Genomic DNA, 16720 nt, shown 5'->3' on the forward strand with positions numbered 1-16720 from the left:
AGGTAGCCGTCGCGGCCGCCCGGATCAGCCGTTGGCGAGCGCCTTGAGGCGGGTGTACGTCCCGTTGAACTTGTTGTGGTCTCCCACGACCGGTCCACTCGAGGTGTACTGCCAGAAGGTGTAGTACGCCCAGCCGGCCGGCAGCGGGCCGGGCGTGCTGGCGTAGCGGGCTATCCAGAGCGGGTTCTTGCTCCCGAAGCCCGAGTAGTTCCCGGTGCATTGCTTCCACCAGCCGGTGGTCGTGTAGATCACCGCGTCGCGGGAGGTCCGCGCCTTGTACCTGTTGAGGAAGTCGCGGATCCAGGCGACCATCGCCGACTTGCTCTTGCCGTAGCAGGTACTGCCGTACGGGTTGTACTCGATGTCGAGCACGCCCGGCAGCGTCTTGCCGTCCTTCGACCACCCCCCTCCGCGGTCGATGAAGTAGTTGGCCTGGTTGGCCCCGCTGGAGTCGTCGGGGGTCGCGAAGTGGTAGGCCCCGCGGATCATGCCGACGTTGTACGAGCCGTTGTACTGCTGGGTGAAGTAGGGGTTGCGGTAGAAGTTGCCCTCGGTCGCCTTGACGTAGGCGAAGCGCACCCCACGGGCCCAGAGTGCGGACCAGTTGACGTTGCCCTGATGACTGCTGACGTCGACGCCCTCGACGCTGGCAGTCGGTGTGGGGGAAGGGACGGCGTCGGGGATGACGGGCTCGTGCAACGGGATGGTCGAGCCCATCCAGTCGCGTTCGGGGTGACGATCGGGGCGATCGGCGGCCGAGGCCGCGGTCGCCGTGGCGGGCAGGGCGATCACGAGGGCGAACAGGGGGACGAGGACGGGGACGAGAACGGTGCGTGCGGATGCGGATGGGAGCGCGGGCATGGAGTGCCTCCGATGGCCTCGAACGTGGGGGTTGTTGTGGCCATGTCAGAAATAATGCTACGCGCGTCATTTGTGCGGGTGAAGGGAAGCGGAGTGCTGCCGTTGGTCTAATCCTGCGAAATACTGGCGGAGGTGCGGTAAACAGCGGCCGTTGAAAGTTGAATCCCCGCCGAGGAAAGGTGCGAAACGGCGTGAGCGGCGTGGACGAGGAATTTCTGGCGCTGGAACGGGAGTTGACCGTCTTCCTGCGCCGCGCCCGTGCCTCCTCCGGTGAGATGGCCCGGGCGGTGCACCCCGACCTCGAACCGGCGGCGTACGGACTGCTCCTGCGGCTCGAGGACGCCGGCGAGCAGCGGGCCACGGACCTCGCCGCCTACTTCGGCGTCGGCAAGGCGACCATGAGCCGTCAGTTGCGAGCCCTGGAAGCGCTGGGCCTGATCGCCCGCCGGCCGGACCCCTTCGACGGACGGGCGTCGCTGGTCGCCCTCACGGACGAGGGCCGCGGCCGCTTCTCGGTGGTACGGAACGCCCGCCGCGAGCAGTACGTGCGCAAGCTGGAGGGCTGGGACCGGGCGGAGATCGCCGAACTGGCACGGCTGCTCCACCGGTTGAACACGCTCCAGGACGAACAGGAGACAGGGAGGTTGCGGAGCGCGCGGACGTGACGGAGAGGCGGTTCCCCGCGCACGGCGGCGGGAGCGGTGCCGGGTCTCTTGATGTGAACCGGCGCCTGTGCCATACATGTCTAGACCATTGCTGTTATGGGGGCACCTCCCAGCGGTAGCTGGGGGAGGAAGGCGCGACCATGAGACGGATCCTCGGGCCCGCAGCGCTGACCTCCGCCGCCCTCCTGATGGTGACCGCCTGTGGTGACCAGGACTCGACGGCCCCTTCGGCGCCGGCCGGCGTCACGGTCCATGCCGGCAGCTCCACTTCCGTGCACGTCATGTGGAACCGGTCCACCGACAACGTGGGCGTCTCCCGTTACGAGGTGTACCAGGCAGGCACGAAGGTCAAGGAAGTCCCGGGCGAGCAGTACATGGTCGACATCGCGGGACTGAAGCCCTCGGCCGCCTACACGTTCACCGTCCGGGCCCGGGACGCCGCGGGCAATCTCTCGCCACCGAGCAGGGAGACGGCGGTCACCATGCGGCCGGCGACCGCCGCGGACCACCAACCGCCCACCCGGCCCGGGGACTTGCGACGGCGGGCTGAAGGCGCCCGTGCCGCGACCCTCGTCTGGCGCAAGTCGACGGACGACGTGGGCGTGGCCTCGTACGACATCTACCAGGGCGACTCGAAGATCCACAGCGTGGGCGGCGGCGAGACCAGAGCACTGGTCACCGGGCTGCGGCCCGGCACGGCCTACACCTTCACCGTCAAGGCCCGCGACGCCGGGGACAACCTCTCCCCGCCGAGCCGCGCCGTGGACATCACCACGGCATCGGCACCGGAGCGCGCCGCCGGGACGGCACCGAGCGGCTTCCGGGTGAAGCCCCGCGCCGCGGCGGGCGGGCACTACCTCGACCTGTCCTGGATCCCACCGAAGACCGGCGGTGAGGTCAGGGAGTACCAGATCTACCTCAACGGCAGGTTCGCCACGACCCTGGTCTGGGGAGGCAAGGCGCCGGGGAGCCCGGCCAGGCACAGCGTCTACGTCGGCGACAAGGCGGACGCCACCTACACCGTGAAGATCCGGGCGAAGCTCCCCGACGGGAACTGGGGCAGCTTCTCCGCCGAGCGGACCGCCACGACCGGCCGCCGCTCCTGATCCCCGTCCCCCGGCGCGGCGTCGCCACGGACGCGGTGACGTCGCAACGTCGGGACGGACGCCGAACGTCCGGACGTCAGAACTCAGCCAGAATCGCCGACGCGTCGTCATACGCCTTGCCGCGCGGGAAGGTCCTGCCTTCCGGGTCCGCCGCCTCCGCCGCCCGGACCCGCGCGACCAGCGCCCGCGTGCCCTCCTTGCTGAGCATCGCGAAACAGTCGGACCAGTCGCCCTCCGCGAAGACCTCGACCCAGCGCGCCGCGCCGTCCGTCAGCGCGGCCAGTGCCCGTACGTCCGACCGCGTCCAGGTGCCCGTCACGGAGCGCCGGGCCACGGCGGGGTCGGCAGCCGCCGTGAAGAAGCCGCCCTCCACGTTGCGCAGGGCCTCCACCGCCCGGCCGTACTCCGCCCCCGCGGTGGCCCGTTCGGCCGAGCCGCGCGGCAGGGCCCGCACGGTGTCGCGCAGCGCACGGACCTCCGCCGGGAGGTGGTCGAGGCGGTCGTCGCGCACCGCCGTCACCGCGCCTGCCATGCCGTTCGGGCCGGCCGCCGCCGCCAGGAGTAACACGGAGTCCGACAGCACCAGATGCTCCACCGACACCTCGTCCCACCGCGCGGCGACCACCGTCGCCTGCGGTGTACGTGAGTGAGAAAGGTCACACGTCGACCGATGGGCGTTCGCGGTGCGCCGGATGGACTCGGCGAGGCAATCCGTCAGCGGCAGATCCCGCCGTGAACCGGACAGTTCGAGCATCGCACCGCCGAGCCGGGCGATGAACCACGGCACCCCGTGGACGCAGCCGGCATTCCCCGGCGGCGGGGTCACACCGTCGAGGAGCACGAGCGCACCACCCTGCCCCGACGCTGGTAGGGCTACGGAAACGTAGTCCTCGTTGGGGCGCCGGGGATCGCCGGGTTCGGACGTGAGGTCGATGCGCATGCGGCCAGTCTGCCGGAACGCCGGACGGTTGCCGGGTGTCCTTCCGTCGCTCGGCGAGCGTGCCGTCGCCTCACCTCTGACCTGCGGCGAGAAACGTTCGATCGATGTCCGCGCTGCCGGAATTCCGCCGGATTCACCGCGTCCGAGCACCGGTCGGCGGGGCATCCTGCCAGGCTCCCGGAGTGTTTTCCACCCACCTCGTCCGGCCGCCGGGCCACCGTCCGGGCGCGGGAGTTGTTCGCCAACTCCTCATTGCTGTTCACTCGTTCACGTGACCAAGCGGGCGACGAGCAGCCTGCCCGGACCGGTATGGGGCGGTCGATGTGGACCGACTGCGGAGGGGGGCTCGTAGGGCGTCCCGCGCGCGGCTGGCCCGAGTGAACTGTTGTCACCTCGGTCCACGGCAGACGAGAGCAGATTGCGAGCACCGGTGCAGAGAATGCGGCTTCGGGGCCTCAAGCGCGGATCGAGCGGGTCGAGGGGGACCGCTGTGGTGGGGGCCCGGGCTTCGGCAGGCGCCCCGCTGTCCCAGCGCCCGGCGCGCGTCCGCAACCGCCTGGTCGGATACCTCGCCGTCGTCGCTGTGGCCGTGGTCGCAGCCGGTGCACCCGGCGTCGCCGCCGCCTCCGCCGACCTGACGGAGTCCCAACGGCTCGTCTCCCTGTCCGAGCTGAACGCCCAGGCCGTCCTCCTCGCGCACTCCCTCGCCGACGAGCGCGACACCATGACCGAGTACGTGGCCGCGGGGCGGAACGCCGCCTCCGGCGTCAAGGGCGTCTCCGAGAACCGGCGCAGCCGCGTCGACCGGCAGGTGTCGGAGATCCGCGCCGACGCCCCCGAAGCGCTGCGCCGCGTTCTGGCCCGTCTTCCCACGATGCGGCAGGAGGCGCTCTCCGGCCACGGCAAGGCTATCGCCACCTTCAACGCGTACACCGACGCGGTGCAGGCGCTGCACGCCGTCTCGGCCGACCTCGCCCGCCGGATCCCGCCCCGCGCGTCCAACGGCCCGGCGGAGGCGCTGCCCTCGCTCGGCCGGGCCGTCGAACAGGCCTCCGCCACCCGCGCTCTGCTCCTCGGCGCGCTCTCCGGCACCGACAGCCAGTCCCAGCTCACCGATGCCGCCCAGCGCCGGCGCGTGCAGGAGCGGGCGGCGCTCGCCGAGTTCGAGCAGATGGCCCCGGAATCCGCCGCCGACCGCTACGCGAACACGGTCAACGGGAACGAGATCAGCACCGCTGAACGCTTCCTCGCCCGCCTCACCGACCAGCCGCAGCTCTCCTCCGAGGACCGCGCGCTCGACCGGGAACGGGTGGAGGCGACCCTGTCCGGCCGGATCGACCGGATGCGGGCTGTCGAGTCGGCCCTCACCACGGCCGAGACTGCCCGCCTCGCCCAGCTCCGCGACGACGACGTCACCGCGCTGGAGCTGCGGATCGCGCTGGCCGGCGTCTGCCTGCTGCTGGCCGTCGGCATCAGCATGACGGCGGCCCGGTCGATGACCCGGCCGCTGGCCGTGCTGCGGCTCGGTGCACAGCGGGTCGCGGCCGACCCGGTGGCGGAGGAGCCGGTCCGCTTCACCGGCCGCGACGACGAGTTCGCGGACGCCGTACGGGCCGTCAACGAGCTGCGGGAGACGGCGGTACGGCTGCACGCGCGCGTGGCGCAGCTCGGCGACGACCGCACCCGGCTGATCGGCGAGCGGCAGCGGCTCGCGGACGAACGGCAGGAACTGCAGCGCACGAAGGAGGAGCTCGCCGAACGCCTCGACCGCCTCCAGGACCGCGTGCACGGAACGTATGTCAGCCTCGCCCTGCGCACCCTGGGCCTCGTCGAGCGACAGCTCGCCGTCATCGAGGACCTGGAGGAGAGCGAGCAGGACCCGGACCAACTGGACACGCTCTACAAGCTCGACCACCTCGCCACGCGCATGCGACGGCACAGCGAGAATCTGCTGGTGCTCGCGGGCGCCGAACACGGCAGCGGGCACGCCGAGCCGGTTCCGCTGCTCGACGTGCTGCGCGCCGCCATCAGCGAGACCGAACACTACGAGCGGGTGCAGATCCAGCCCCTGCCCCCGCACGCGCGGGTCGCCGGCTTCGCGGCGGACGCGATCAGCCACCTGGTCGCCGAACTGCTGGAGAATGCGGCTGGGTTCTCACCGCCGGATGCCACCGTGCAGGTGTCCGGCTGGCTGCTGGAGAGCGGCGAGGTCATGCTCTCCGTCCAGGACGAGGGCATCGGTATGACGGCGCACCGCCTGGAGGAGCTCAACTCCCGCCTGGCGGAGCCGAACGAGGGCTCAGCCGACGACGAGGAGAACGTGCTGGGCCTGGGCCTGTACGTGGTGGCCCGGCTCGCGGCGCGGCACGGTTTGCGGGTACAGCTGCGCGAGCAGAAGCAGGGCGGGGTGACCGCCGTGGTCGTCCTCCCGAAGTCGATCCTCCCGACCCGGCCGCCGCAGGGTGCACCTACGGCCGCGGCGGCAACGACAACGCCGTACGCGGCGGGGGCCTCCACGGCTGCGGGCACCGTCGGCGGCACGCGGGGGAGGGTCAGCCTTCCCGGTTCGGAGGCGGAGGCCAACTCCAATGCCCTTCCGCGCCGCACCCTGGAACCGGCCGTACCGCAGTCGGAGCCGGAGTCGCGAGTGTCCGGGGCCGGAGACTCCGCCGAGCCGGAATCTCCGGCGGAGTCTCCTGGGGCCGCGGTCCCGCCCGGGCAGGCCCACGAGGAGGCGGGCGAGCAGACCCGCGACCCGCAGAGTCCCGCCACGTCCCAGCCTGACACCGACATCGAAGACGGCAGCGAGACGGGTGCCGACAGGGAAGCCGCGCCCGAGACGGGTGCCGATGCCGAGGACGGCGCCGAGACGGGTGCCGACAGTGAAGACGCTGCCGGCATGGGTGCCGATGCCGCTGTGCCCGCCGACGTCGGCCTCGTTCCGCCGCCTCGTACGGCGGACGCGGACCCGCTGGTCTCGGCGGCCGAACGCGCTGTCGCCGCTGCCGAGCTCGACAGCGCCCCCGGAACGGCGGTGTCGCATGACGGCGACGGCGGCCCATCGACGCCGGGTGCGCAGCCGACTGACGCGCCAGCAGACGTTCCGCCGTCGGACGGCGAGAGCCCCGCCAGACAGGTTTCCCCACCAGCGGTGGTCCCCCTGGGCTCAACGGCCTGGGCGGAGGCGGACCTGGGGGAGAAGCCAGGGGAAGTTGCCCCAGGCGGCGCATCCCAGGGCGGGGCATCGGATGCCCAGACCCCGGATGGCCAGGACGCCGAGGCTCCCGACGACGGCGGTGTGGCACCCGCCGAGTCCTGGACGACAGCGCACGACACCTCGCTCGGGGCCGAAGGCCCGGCCCCGACGTCGGCTCTGGCGCCGGAGCAGCCCGTCGCGCCCGCCGCCGACAGCCCGTACGCCATCGGCCAGGACGAGCACGCGCGCGCCGAAGACGAGCGGCCCGGCACCGGCACCGGCGACCAGCCCACCCAGATGCCGCGCCCGGCGACAGCCGACCCGGAGCCGTCGGATGCCGACCTCGTGGTCGGGCACCCTGACGGCAGGACCGTCCAGGGCACTGGACCCCTCGCACGAGGGGAGGACGCGGGTGGCCCGGCCGATGCCGCGGCCGCGCAGGCCGAGGCCACGGATCCGCCGACCTCCGCAGACGGCACCGCGCCGAGGTGGGAACGCGTCGCGGCGCCGGAGCCGCCCACAGCGCATGCGCTGTCCACGGAGCACACGCTGTCCATGGAGCACGCGCTGCCCACAGAGCACGCGATGCCCAAGGAGCAGCCGCTGCCCAAGCGGACGCCGAAGGTCGTCGCGCCCACCGCTGCCCCCCACGAGCGGACGGGACGCGTCGACGCGGAGGAGCTGCGCCGTCGGCTCGGTGGCTTCCAGCAGGGAGCCCGCGCCGGACGGCGCGACGCCGAGGCCGAGATCGCCGCGGGCGAGGAGTCCGCAGAAGGAACCGGGGAGCACCGGATGGGGGCGCTGGACGAGGGTGGCACAGTCGAGGAGGCACGCGGTTGAACGCGTATACCATGCCCAGCCAGGACCCGCAGACCACGGGCGCGAGTGGCTCGGGAGGTGGGACGAGCACGGCGACCTATGGACTGAGCAGCGAAGCCCGTAATCTGCAGTGGCTGCTGAACAACTTGGTCAAGGAGGTCCCCGGGGTCGACTCGGTCGCCGTGATCTCCTCCGACGGGCTGCTCCTGCTCTCCTCCGACGCCGCAGCGGACGCCGCCCCGGACCGGAGTGACTCCCCGCCGGCCGACGGCCGGGCGAAGGAGGCGGAAAGTCCGAGGGGTTCGAGTGCCGAACTCGCCACCATCGTCTCCGGTCTGGCCGCCCTCACCACCGGGGCCGCAGACCTGCTGAACGGCGGGGCGATGAAGCAGACCATGGTCGCCATGGACCAGGGCACTCTCTTCGTCATGTCGATCAGTGACGGCTCGCTGCTCGGTGTGCGGGCGGCGCCGGACTGCGACATGAGCGTCGTCGCCTACCACATGGCCCTGTTCGTCGGCCGGGCCGGCCACGTCCTCACTGCCGAACTCCGCAGTGAACTGCACCAGTCCATGGAGAGGGACCAGTGAGCTCCGAGCCCAAGCTGCCGGTGCGGGGCGGCGGCCCCGCCGGCCCGCGCAGAAGACCGGCTCGGGTACGGCCCTATTCGCTCACCGGCGGCCGTACCCGCGTCCCCCACATCCTGCTCGTCGAGACCTTCGTGGCCGCCCTCGACGCTCCCGAGGAGCGGCCCGAGCTGACCGCCGGCGACTGGACCGACCGGGTGATGCCGGAGTTGCGGGCGATCGTCGAGCTGTGCCGCCGGATGCGCTCCGTCGCGGAGATCGCGGCGCTGCTGAAGATGCCGCTGGGCGTGGTCCGCGTGCTGCTCAGCGACCTGGCGGACCAGGGAAGGATCCGCGTCTACGGGACCGGGCACGGCGTGGGCCACCCGGACCGCGTGCTGCTCGAAAGGGTGCTCGATGGACTTCGTAGGCTCTGACACCACGGCCGCAGCGGGCGACGGTACCCGTGCGGGCGGCCCGGCCCAGGCCGACGCGGCGACCGCGGAGGCGACCGGGGCCGCGGAAGAAAGCCTCCAGAGCTGGCAGACCGACCGTACGCGCGCCCCGCTGGCCACGAAGATCGTCGTGGCGGGGGGCTTCGGTGTCGGCAAGACGACCTTCGTCGGCTCGGTCTCGGAGATCCGGCCCCTCACCACCGAGGCGCTGATGACCCGGGCCGCGGCCGACATCGATGACATCGAGGCGACTCCGGACAAGCGGACGACCACGGTCGCCATGGACTTCGGCCGGATCACGCTCGATGCCGACCTGGTCCTCTATCTCTTCGGCACGCCCGGCCAGCAGCGCTTCTGGTTCATGTGGGACGACGTGGTGCGGGGGGCGATCGGGGCCGTCGTGATGGCCGACACCCGGCGGTTGGAGGACTGCTTCCCGGCACTCGACTACTTCGAGAGCAGCGGACTGCCGTACATCGTCGCGGTCAACCACTTCGAGGGGACCTACGACTACGCGGCCGAAGAGGTGCGCGATGCGCTGTCCGTACCCGAGGAGATCCCCGTCGTGATCATGAGCGCGCTGAAGCGGGTCTCGGTCATCGAGACCCTTCTGGTCCTCGTCGGCCATGCCCTTGACGTCACGCCCGAGTGACTGCCCAGCCTCGGCCGGCACGGCCGCCCAGGAACTCGCCGTTCCCGTTTCTGCGTTGAGAGAGAGCCCAGTCATGCGGAAGATACTCGTCGTCGGGGCCGGGCAGTCCGGCCTCCAGCTCGCCCTCGGCCTGCAGTCGCAGGGCTACGAGGTCACCTTGATGTCGAACCGCACGGCCGACGAGATTCGCGGCGGGCGGGTCATGTCCACCCAGTGCATGTTCCACACCGCGCTCCAGCACGAGCGCGATCTGGAGATCAACTTCTGGGAGAGCCAGACGCCCCGCATCGACGGCATCGGGGTCTCCGTCGCCGGGCCGGAGTCCGCCAGGGTCATCGACTGGGTGGGGAAGCTGGACAACTACGCCCAGTCCGTCGACCAGCGGGTGAAGATGGCCGGCTGGATGGAGACCTTCGCGCAGCGCGGCGGCCAGCTGGTCATCCACGGCGCGGCCGTCTCCGACCTGGACTTCTTCGCCCGCCGGTACGACCTGGTGCTGGTGTCGGCGGGCAAGGGCGAGCTGGTGTCCATGTTCGGCCGCGACGCCTCCCGCTCGCCGTACGACGCCCCGCAGCGCGCGCTCGCGGTCAGTTACGTCCACGGGCTCGGCCCGCGCCCCGAGCACCCGGAGTTCGATGCGGTCCGCTGCAACCTCGTGCCGGGCGTGGGCGAGCTGTTCATCATGCCGACCTTCACCACCTCCGGACGGGCCGACATCCTGTTCTGGGAGGGCGTCCCGAGCGGACCACTCGATGTGTTCCAAGACGTCAAGGACTCGGAGGAGCACCTGTCCCTGACGCTCGAGCTGATGGAGAAGTTCACGCCCTGGGAGTATGCGCGGGCCACGAAGGTCGAGCTGACGGACGCGAACGGCACGCTCTCCGGGCGTTACGCGCCGACCGTGCGTCACCCGGTCGGGCGGCTGCCGAGCGGTGGACTGGTCCTCGGCGTGGCGGACGTGGTCGTCGCCAACGACCCGATCACCGGCCAGGGCTCGAACTCCGCCGCCAAGTGCGCGGCCTCGTATCTGGCCTCGATCGTCGAGCACGGCGACCAGCCCTTCGACGAGGAGTGGATGCAGGCCACCTTCGACCGCTACTGGGAGACGGCCCGGCACGTCACCAAGTGGACGAACGCGATGCTGGCCCCGCCGCCGGAGCATGTCCTCAACCTGATGGGCGCCGCGGGTCAGCTTCAGCCGGTCGCCGACCGCTTCGCCAATGCCTTCGACAACCCGGCCGACTTCGAGAACTTCTTCTTCGAACCGGAGAAGGCTCAGGCGTACCTCGGAGCAGTCGCGGCGGGCTCGGACCGGTCCTAGGCCCTGTCCGGCCGATCATGCCGTCTCCCGACGGGGCCCGGCCCGCAACCTGGGCGCCGGGCCTTGTCGGCGGCTGGTCAGGCGGGTGCGGCGGAAGAGCTGTAGCCCCGGTGGTCGCCTGCCGAAGCGCCTGTCGGGAGGTCCGGGAGGAGATAGCGCAAGAGCGGCTTGTCGCCCTGGTCCGGCCGGACCACGCCCAGCAGCGGGTTCGCCGCGATCGGCGAGATCTTCACCACGGCCCCCGGTCGCGGGGCCTGCACCACCAGGCCCAAGCCGATGTACAGCGCCACGTGCGTCGCGCCCCGGTAGTAGATCACCAGGTCCCCGGGGCGCACGCTCCGGATGGACACCTTCGGCAGCCGTCGCCACTGTTCCTGGCTGGTCCGGGGGATGGCGCGCCCGGCGCGTGCCCACGCCTGCGAGGTCAGTCCCGAGCAGTCGAACGAGTCCGGCCCCTCCGCGCCCCACCGGTACGGCTTGCCGAGCTGTCTGATCGCGTATCCGATCGCCCGGCTGCCGGCCTTGGACGGCGCTCGCAGGAGGCGCACCGCCCGGCCCCGGGATGCCGTGGTCACGGCGGCCCGCCGCGCGGTGCGGACCTGCTGCCGCTCCAGTCGTTCGAGCCGGTCCAGCTGCTCGGGAGACAGCGAGACGAGCACCCGCTGCACCTCCTCCAGCCGCCCCTGCACCTCGTCCCACTGCCGCTTCTTCTTCGCCGCGAGGGTCTGCTGCTTGTCGAGCGCCGTCCTGGCCTTGCTCGCCAGACCGTCGAGCCGACGCTCGCCGCGGACCAGCCGGGTCACCGTCGCGGCCCGGTCGCGCCCCGCCAGCCGCAGCAGATGGCTCTGGTCGAGAATCTGCTGCGGGTGGCGGCTCAGCAGCAGGCGCAGATACGGCGAGAGGCTCCCGGCCGCCCCCCGGTACTGCTCGCGGGCCAGTCGCCCTGCCGCGTCGCGCTCGTCGGCGAGGCGCATCCGGGCCAGGGCGAGCTGGGCGCCGAGACTCCGGACCTTGTGCCGCTGCTTCTTCAGCTGTTCGTCGGTGGTGGTGTAGGCCTCGTTGGCCGTCTCGGCCTTGCGGTACAGCGTGTGCAGCTCCGTCAGCAGCGAGCCGACCGGGCGGTCCGCGGGGGCTGCGGGTGCCGGGGGGAGCGTGGGCGCGGCCACGGCAAGCGCCGTGCCCGCCGCCATCGCCGCCGTGCGGACCGACCGTACGAATCGTCCTGACACGAGGTCACCTCCGTTGATCGCCAGCGCGCGGAGCGCACATGACGATCTTTCAGAGGCAGTCCGATTGTCGGCAAACCATAGTGGTCGGAACCGGCTAATTCGGTCACCCGAAGGACGTCCGGACCCGGTCCGCCCGGCGGCGCTTGACGCACTCGTCAGCTCGTGCGTGCTATGAGCCGCTGCCGAAGTAGCTGTCGAAGTTCTTGGAGAACTCCCGCTTGTTGAAGTTGTCCCAGTTGATCGACCAGGTCATCAGGCCGCGCAGGGCGGGCCAGGTGCCGTGGGTCTTGTAGCTGCCGCAGTTCGTCTTCTTCGTCAGGCAGTCGAGCGCCTTGTTGACGTCGGCAGGCGGGGTGTGACCGTTGCCCGCGTTGGGGGAGGCCGGCAGGCCGATGGCGACCTTGGAGGGGGGCAGCGGCGGGAAGACGTTGTCCTTCTTGCCCGCGACCGGGAAGCCGGTGAGCAGCATGTCGGTCATCGCGATGTGGAAGTCCGCGTTGCCCATGGTGTGGTACTGGTCGTCCAGGCCCATGATCGGGCCGGAGTTGTAGTCCTGGACGTGCAGCACAGTGAGGTCGTCGCGCAGGGCGTGGATGACCGGGAGGTAGGCGCCGGCGCGCGCGTCCGACCCGCCAGAGCCGCCGTAGCGCTGGTATCCGAGCTGGACGAAGAAGGTCTCCGGAGCCATGGTCAGGGTGAAGTCCTTGCCGTACTTCCCCTTGAGCGACTTCAGCGCCGATATCAGGTTGACGATGACCGGAGTCTTGGGCTTCTTGAAGTCCGTGTCGTCGGCGTCGAGCGAGAGCGAGTGGCCCTCGAAGTCGATGTCCAGCCCGTCCAGCCCGTACCGGTCGATGATCGCGCTGACCGATTCGACGAACTTGTCGCGGGCGGCCGTCGTGGTGAGCTGGACCTGGCCGTTCTGGCCGCCGATGGAGATCAGGACCTTCTTGCCGGCCTTCTGCTTGGCCTTGATGGCGGCCTTGAACTCCTCCTCACTCTCGACGTTCGGACACTCGCTCTTCGGGCAGAGCTTGAAGCGGATGTCACCCGAGGTCACGGAGGTCGGCTCGCCGAAGGCGAGGTCGATGATGTCCCAGCTGTCGGGGACATCGGCCATTCGGGTGTAGCCGGAGCCGTTGGCGAAGCTCGCGTGCAGATAGCCGACGAGCGCGTGCTCGGGGAGCGCGGGCTTCTCGGGCTTGGCGGTGGCCGTGGGGGAAAGGAGGCCGATCGCGGAGACGCCCGAGAGAGCGGCGACAGCGGCGGCCAGATACCTCTTACGGAGACGCATGGGGGCTGCTCCTGGTCGAGTTCAAAGGCAAGCTCGCATGCAAGCAGGACTAGACCAATCCGTCAATGGTCCGGACTAACAGCAGGGCGCGCGGCGTCAGTTCGGTTTCGACCACGGCCACTTGAGGCCGCGTACGGGTTTCGCCTCCGGGTCGTACTCGTATCGCCAGCCGCGCTGCAGCCCAAGTCGCCTGGAGTATCCGGCAGGCACCCGCCGGTAGATGTGCACGGTCGGCCGCCCGCCCGCGGGATCCGGCACCGGCACCTCGTACACCTTGGGCGGGTGGCCCGTCGCCCCCACCAGCACCGGCAGCACCCGGCCGTCCAGGGGCCCGCCCACGAAGGGCGTCTCCTCGCTTCTCACGGCACCATTGTCAGCGGGGGGTACGGGGGTCGCTCTCCGGAGGGCCGACGTCCAGCAGGTGCGCCGCGTCGCCCAGCACGGGAATGACCCGGCGGGCCAGGGACCCCAGCCGTGCGTCCGCCGTCTCGAGCGTCAGTGCGGCCCGCGTCACTCGCGCGGTCTGCGGGTCGCTCGCGGCGGTGGCCGCCAGCAGGGCGATGAAGTGGTCCACCAGCCAGTCGCGCAGCTCGTCCGCAGGGGGCTGCTTGTCCTCGTCGAGCCAGATCAAAGAGGCGGCCTCGACGACCGTGATCCAGGTACGCACCATCATCCGCAGCCGCGCGCCCGGCTCCGGCACCCTCATGTGCCGGAGGATCTGCACTGCGGCCGCCCGCCGGACCTCGTCGACGATGGCGTTCGTACGGGAGGTCTCCGCGACGCTGCCCCCCTGGAGCAGGGCGGTGAAGCCCGCGTCGTGCTCGTCGACGAAGGACAGATAGCGGTCGAGCGCGCGGGACAGGCGGCGGGTGAGCGGGCCGGTCTCCGGCTCGGCGAAGCACCGCTCCAAGTCCTCCGCGGCGCTGCGCAGCGCCGCCTCGTACAGCTGCTGCTTGCCGCCGGGGAAGTAGCGGTAGACGAGGGGGCGCGAGACCTCGGCGGCATGGGCGACGTCATCCAACGAGACGTCCTCCGGGGCGTGGTGGGCGAACAGCTCCAGCGCCGCGGCGAGCAGCTGGGCCCGCCGTTTCTCGACGGTCATCCTGCGGTACGCGACGTCGTGGCCGCCATTCCCCGCGCGCTGGTCCCGTGCCGGTGCGGCTCCGCTGCCCTTCATGGCAGGCAGCGTAACCCTCCTGCGTCGGCCCAGGCAGGCCCGGTGATCGGCCGCGTCCCTCCCATCCGGGTCGTTCCCCCAGCTACCTCCCCCAGCTACCGCTGGGAGGTGCCCCCAGGGTGGTGCCCCCATCCGCGACACCGGCGAGGGCTACGGAGGGCCCGGCACCCGGGAGCCGGGGGCGGAGGCGCTACGCCAGGAGGCCCGAACTGCGCCACAGTTTGCGTCCGACGCCCCGCATCAGGCCGATGTCGTCCAGGAAGTCCGTGAGCCGCCTGGCGCCGGTCTGCATCACTTCGCGCCGGTGCGCGCTCGCCTTCACCTGGGCCACGGCCTCGCGCCGGTCCAGGCCGACGTCCGAGTACACCTTCGGATTGACGAAGGCGATGGAGAAGACCCGGGCGGCCTCGCCCGCGCTGATCCGGGTCAGCTCCGCCTCCCAGCGCGGGCAGGACGCCATCTGACGCCGCAGCTCCTCCCGCGCGTACCGGACGTGCCGCGCCTCCTCCACCACATGGATCCGCGTGACGCCGCGCACCAACGGCTGGATCCGCTCGTCCGGGAAGGTCAGCCGCTGCATGTAGTCGAGGATCTCCTCGCCGAGCAGCGTGCAGGCGAACGAACCCGGTGTCGTCGAGATCGTCTTGAGAACGCGCGCGAGATTGTGGTGCAGCCGGGCCACCGGGTACGTCGGCGCGCCGCCCTTCTGGATCATGCGCGCGAACATCATGGAGTGTCGGCACTCGTCCGCGATCTCGGTGAGGGCGTATCTGACGTGTGCGCTGGTGACCGGAAGGTCGTAGATGTGCCGGACAAGCAGCTGCATGAGGATGATCTCGAACCAGATGCCGAGCGAGGCGAGCGACGCGGCCTCGTGCCGGGCGAGGTCCATCCGCTGCTCCTCCGGCATCTTCCGCCACAGCGGGGTGTCGTACAGCGAGACGAGCTCCGGTGGCCAGAACCACTTGCCGTCTTCGATCGGGGCGCCCCAATCGAGTTCGGTGTCCGGGTCGAAGGAGTGCTTCGCCGAGGATTCCAGCAGGCGCCGGGCGACCTGCTCACGGTCCTTGAGCAGTCCGAGGGCGTCCTGGAGCGTGTGGTCTTCGGTCATGGACGTCATGGCTGAGCGCACCTCGCAGCAGGGTTACTCGTGGTTCCGTCTTATGAGACTCCTTGTCAGCAAGCCCGTCAATCCCCTGTGCGCAAGTTGTTGACCGCGCAGTAACAAACGTGTGAACCTGCCAACCATCCGTCCATGAACGGGAGTCCGTGAGGCGAAGGAGGCGCCGATGCCGACGCGCGAGTTCTACACACAAGATCCCGGAGACGGGCCGTGGCAGGTGCCGGCCTCCGGCGCAGCTCGGTTCAGCTGGGAGTACGACGACGGCCGGGACCGGCTCCTCGCCCTCTACCAGAAGGGCAAGGACAAGCAGTGGGACGGCGCGAAGCGGATCGACTGGGACCTGGAGGTCGACCCGTACGACCCGCTGGGCACCCCCGACGAGTCGCTCGCCCTCTACGGGACCCGCCACTGGGCGAAGATGACCGAGCGGGACAAGGGGGAGCTGCGGCGGCACTACTCCTCCTGGCAGTTCAGCCAGTTCCTGCACGGCGAGCAGGGCGCGATGGTCTGCGCGGCCCGGATCGTGGAGTCCGTCCCCGACCTGGACGCCAAGTTCTACTCCGCCACCCAGACCATGGACGAGGCCCGGCACGCCGAGATATACGGCCGGTTCCTGCACGAGAAGATCGGGATGCTCTACCCGATCAACGACAACCTCCAGTCCCTGCTCGGCGACACCCTCCGCGACTCCCGCTGGGACATGCCGTACCTCGGTATGCAGGTGCTCATCGAAGGCCTGGCGCTGGCCGCCTTCGGCATGATCCGTGACACCACCGACAAGCCGCTGCCGAAGCAGATCCTGGCCTACGTCATGCAGGACGAGGCACGGCACGTCGCCTTCGGGCGGATGGCGCTGCGCGACTACTACAAGCAGCTCAGCGATGCCGAGCTCCGCGAGCGCGAGGAGTTCGTGATCGAGGGCTGCTACCTGATGCGCGACCGGCTGCGCGGCACGGAGGTGCTGGAGAACTTCGGCATCGCGGCGGAAGAGGCCGCCGAGTACACCGAGCAGTCCGAGTTCCTGCACCTCTTCCGCAAACTGCTCTTCAGCCGGATCGTGCCCTGCGTCAAGGACATCGGGCTGTGGGGCGAGCGGCTGCAGCGGGCCTACGTCGACATGGGCGTCCTCGAGCTCGGCGACTCCAACCTCGACCTGCTGATGGCCCAGGACGAGGAGCTGGCCGAACAGCTCGACGTGGAGCGCTTCGCGCAGGAGGAGGCGGCCCGCACGGCGGAGGTGGCGGAAGCGATCGCCGCCGGCGCAGTCGAGTGAGGCCCCCACCCCGCAAGCCGGGAGTCCTGCGCTTGCAGCCCGG

At 70.7% G+C, this 16720-nt stretch carries 14 protein-coding genes and 1 pseudogene; 8 read left to right on the forward strand and 7 right to left on the reverse strand.

Features of this window, described 5'->3' with window-relative positions:
* Nucleotides 1–24: 24 nt before the first annotated feature.
* Nucleotides 25–861, reverse strand: coding sequence for a lysozyme (locus ACTWQI_RS07650; protein WP_443268716.1), 837 nt, complete (start codon nucleotides 859–861; stop codon nucleotides 25–27).
* A gap of 200 nt (nucleotides 862–1061) precedes the next feature.
* On the opposite strand from ACTWQI_RS07650, the gene ACTWQI_RS07655 reads away from it, so the two are divergent.
* Together ACTWQI_RS07655 and ACTWQI_RS07660 are read left to right on the forward strand one after the other, a co-directional pair.
* Nucleotides 1062–1526 (forward strand): MarR family winged helix-turn-helix transcriptional regulator, encoded by a 465-nt coding sequence (locus ACTWQI_RS07655; RefSeq protein ID WP_443269329.1) that lies wholly within the window; start codon nucleotides 1062–1064, stop codon nucleotides 1524–1526.
* Nucleotides 1527–1666: 140 nt separating this feature from the next.
* Nucleotides 1667–2632 (forward strand): fibronectin type III domain-containing protein, encoded by a 966-nt coding sequence (locus ACTWQI_RS07660; RefSeq protein WP_443268718.1) that lies wholly within the window; start codon nucleotides 1667–1669, stop codon nucleotides 2630–2632.
* A gap of 76 nt (nucleotides 2633–2708) precedes the next feature.
* On the opposite strand, the gene ACTWQI_RS07665 is transcribed toward ACTWQI_RS07660, so the two are convergent.
* A complete protein-coding gene (locus ACTWQI_RS07665; RefSeq protein ID WP_443268719.1) occupies nucleotides 2709–3572 on the reverse strand; it encodes a hypothetical protein in 864 nt (287 codons plus the stop codon).
* 493 nt (nucleotides 3573–4065) lie between these two features.
* On the opposite strand from ACTWQI_RS07665, the gene ACTWQI_RS07670 reads away from it, so the two are divergent.
* The 5 genes from ACTWQI_RS07670 (at nucleotide 4066) to ACTWQI_RS07690 (ending at nucleotide 10581) form a co-directional block, all read left to right on the forward strand.
* On the forward strand, nucleotides 4066–7608 hold the full coding sequence (locus tag ACTWQI_RS07670) for a nitrate- and nitrite sensing domain-containing protein (protein ID WP_443268721.1): 3543 nt from the start codon (nucleotides 4066–4068) through the stop codon (nucleotides 7606–7608).
* Between the two features lie 11 nt (nucleotides 7609–7619).
* The gene (locus tag ACTWQI_RS07675; RefSeq protein ID WP_443269330.1) at nucleotides 7620–8177 is read left to right on the forward strand and encodes a roadblock/LC7 domain-containing protein; all 558 of its coding nucleotides are present in this window, start codon (nucleotides 7620–7622) and stop codon (nucleotides 8175–8177) included.
* Nucleotides 8174–8590 carry a DUF742 domain-containing protein gene (locus tag ACTWQI_RS07680; protein WP_443268723.1) on the forward strand — a complete coding sequence of 139 codons (417 nt, stop codon included), beginning with the start codon at nucleotides 8174–8176 and terminating at the stop codon, nucleotides 8588–8590. Before ACTWQI_RS07675 ends, ACTWQI_RS07680 begins: the two co-directional genes overlap by 4 nt.
* Nucleotides 8571–9260 (forward strand): GTP-binding protein, encoded by a 690-nt coding sequence (locus ACTWQI_RS07685; protein WP_443268724.1) that lies wholly within the window; start codon nucleotides 8571–8573, stop codon nucleotides 9258–9260. The genes ACTWQI_RS07680 and ACTWQI_RS07685 overlap by 20 nt, the downstream gene beginning before the upstream one ends.
* A 73-nt stretch (nucleotides 9261–9333) precedes the next feature.
* Nucleotides 9334–10581: a styrene monooxygenase/indole monooxygenase family protein gene (locus ACTWQI_RS07690; protein WP_443268726.1), complete on the forward strand. Its 1248-nt coding sequence runs from the start codon at nucleotides 9334–9336 to the stop codon at nucleotides 10579–10581.
* Nucleotides 10582–10658: 77 nt separating this feature from the next.
* On the opposite strand, the gene ACTWQI_RS07695 is transcribed toward ACTWQI_RS07690, so the two are convergent.
* From ACTWQI_RS07695 to ACTWQI_RS07715, 5 genes and pseudogenes are all read right to left on the reverse strand, one after another.
* A complete protein-coding gene (locus ACTWQI_RS07695; protein WP_443268728.1) occupies nucleotides 10659–11810 on the reverse strand; it encodes an NlpC/P60 family protein in 1152 nt (383 codons plus the stop codon).
* Nucleotides 11811–11979: 169 nt separating this feature from the next.
* Nucleotides 11980–12996, reverse strand: a pseudogene (locus ACTWQI_RS07700) (chitinase); the annotation flags it as partial.
* 204 nt (nucleotides 12997–13200) lie between these two features.
* Nucleotides 13201–13467, reverse strand: coding sequence for a hypothetical protein (locus tag ACTWQI_RS07705; RefSeq protein ID WP_443268730.1), 267 nt, complete (start codon nucleotides 13465–13467; stop codon nucleotides 13201–13203).
* Nucleotides 13468–13477: 10 nt separating this feature from the next.
* Entirely contained in the window at nucleotides 13478–14281 is an 804-nt protein-coding gene (locus ACTWQI_RS07710; protein WP_443268732.1) for a TetR/AcrR family transcriptional regulator, read from the reverse strand.
* Nucleotides 14282–14471: 190 nt separating this feature from the next.
* Entirely contained in the window at nucleotides 14472–15401 is a 930-nt protein-coding gene (locus ACTWQI_RS07715) for an AurF N-oxygenase family protein (RefSeq protein WP_443268734.1), read from the reverse strand.
* 169 nt (nucleotides 15402–15570) lie between these two features.
* Here ACTWQI_RS07715 and ACTWQI_RS07720 point away from each other — a divergent pair, with 169 nt between their 5' ends.
* Complete coding sequence (locus tag ACTWQI_RS07720; RefSeq protein WP_443268736.1) at nucleotides 15571–16677, forward strand: ferritin-like domain-containing protein; 1107 nt, start codon at nucleotides 15571–15573, stop codon at nucleotides 16675–16677.
* Nucleotides 16678–16720: the final 43 nt, after the last annotated feature.

Source organism: Streptomyces sp. KR80 (assembly GCF_052245555.1).
Taxonomy (GTDB): Bacteria; Actinomycetota; Actinomycetes; order Streptomycetales; family Streptomycetaceae; genus Streptomyces.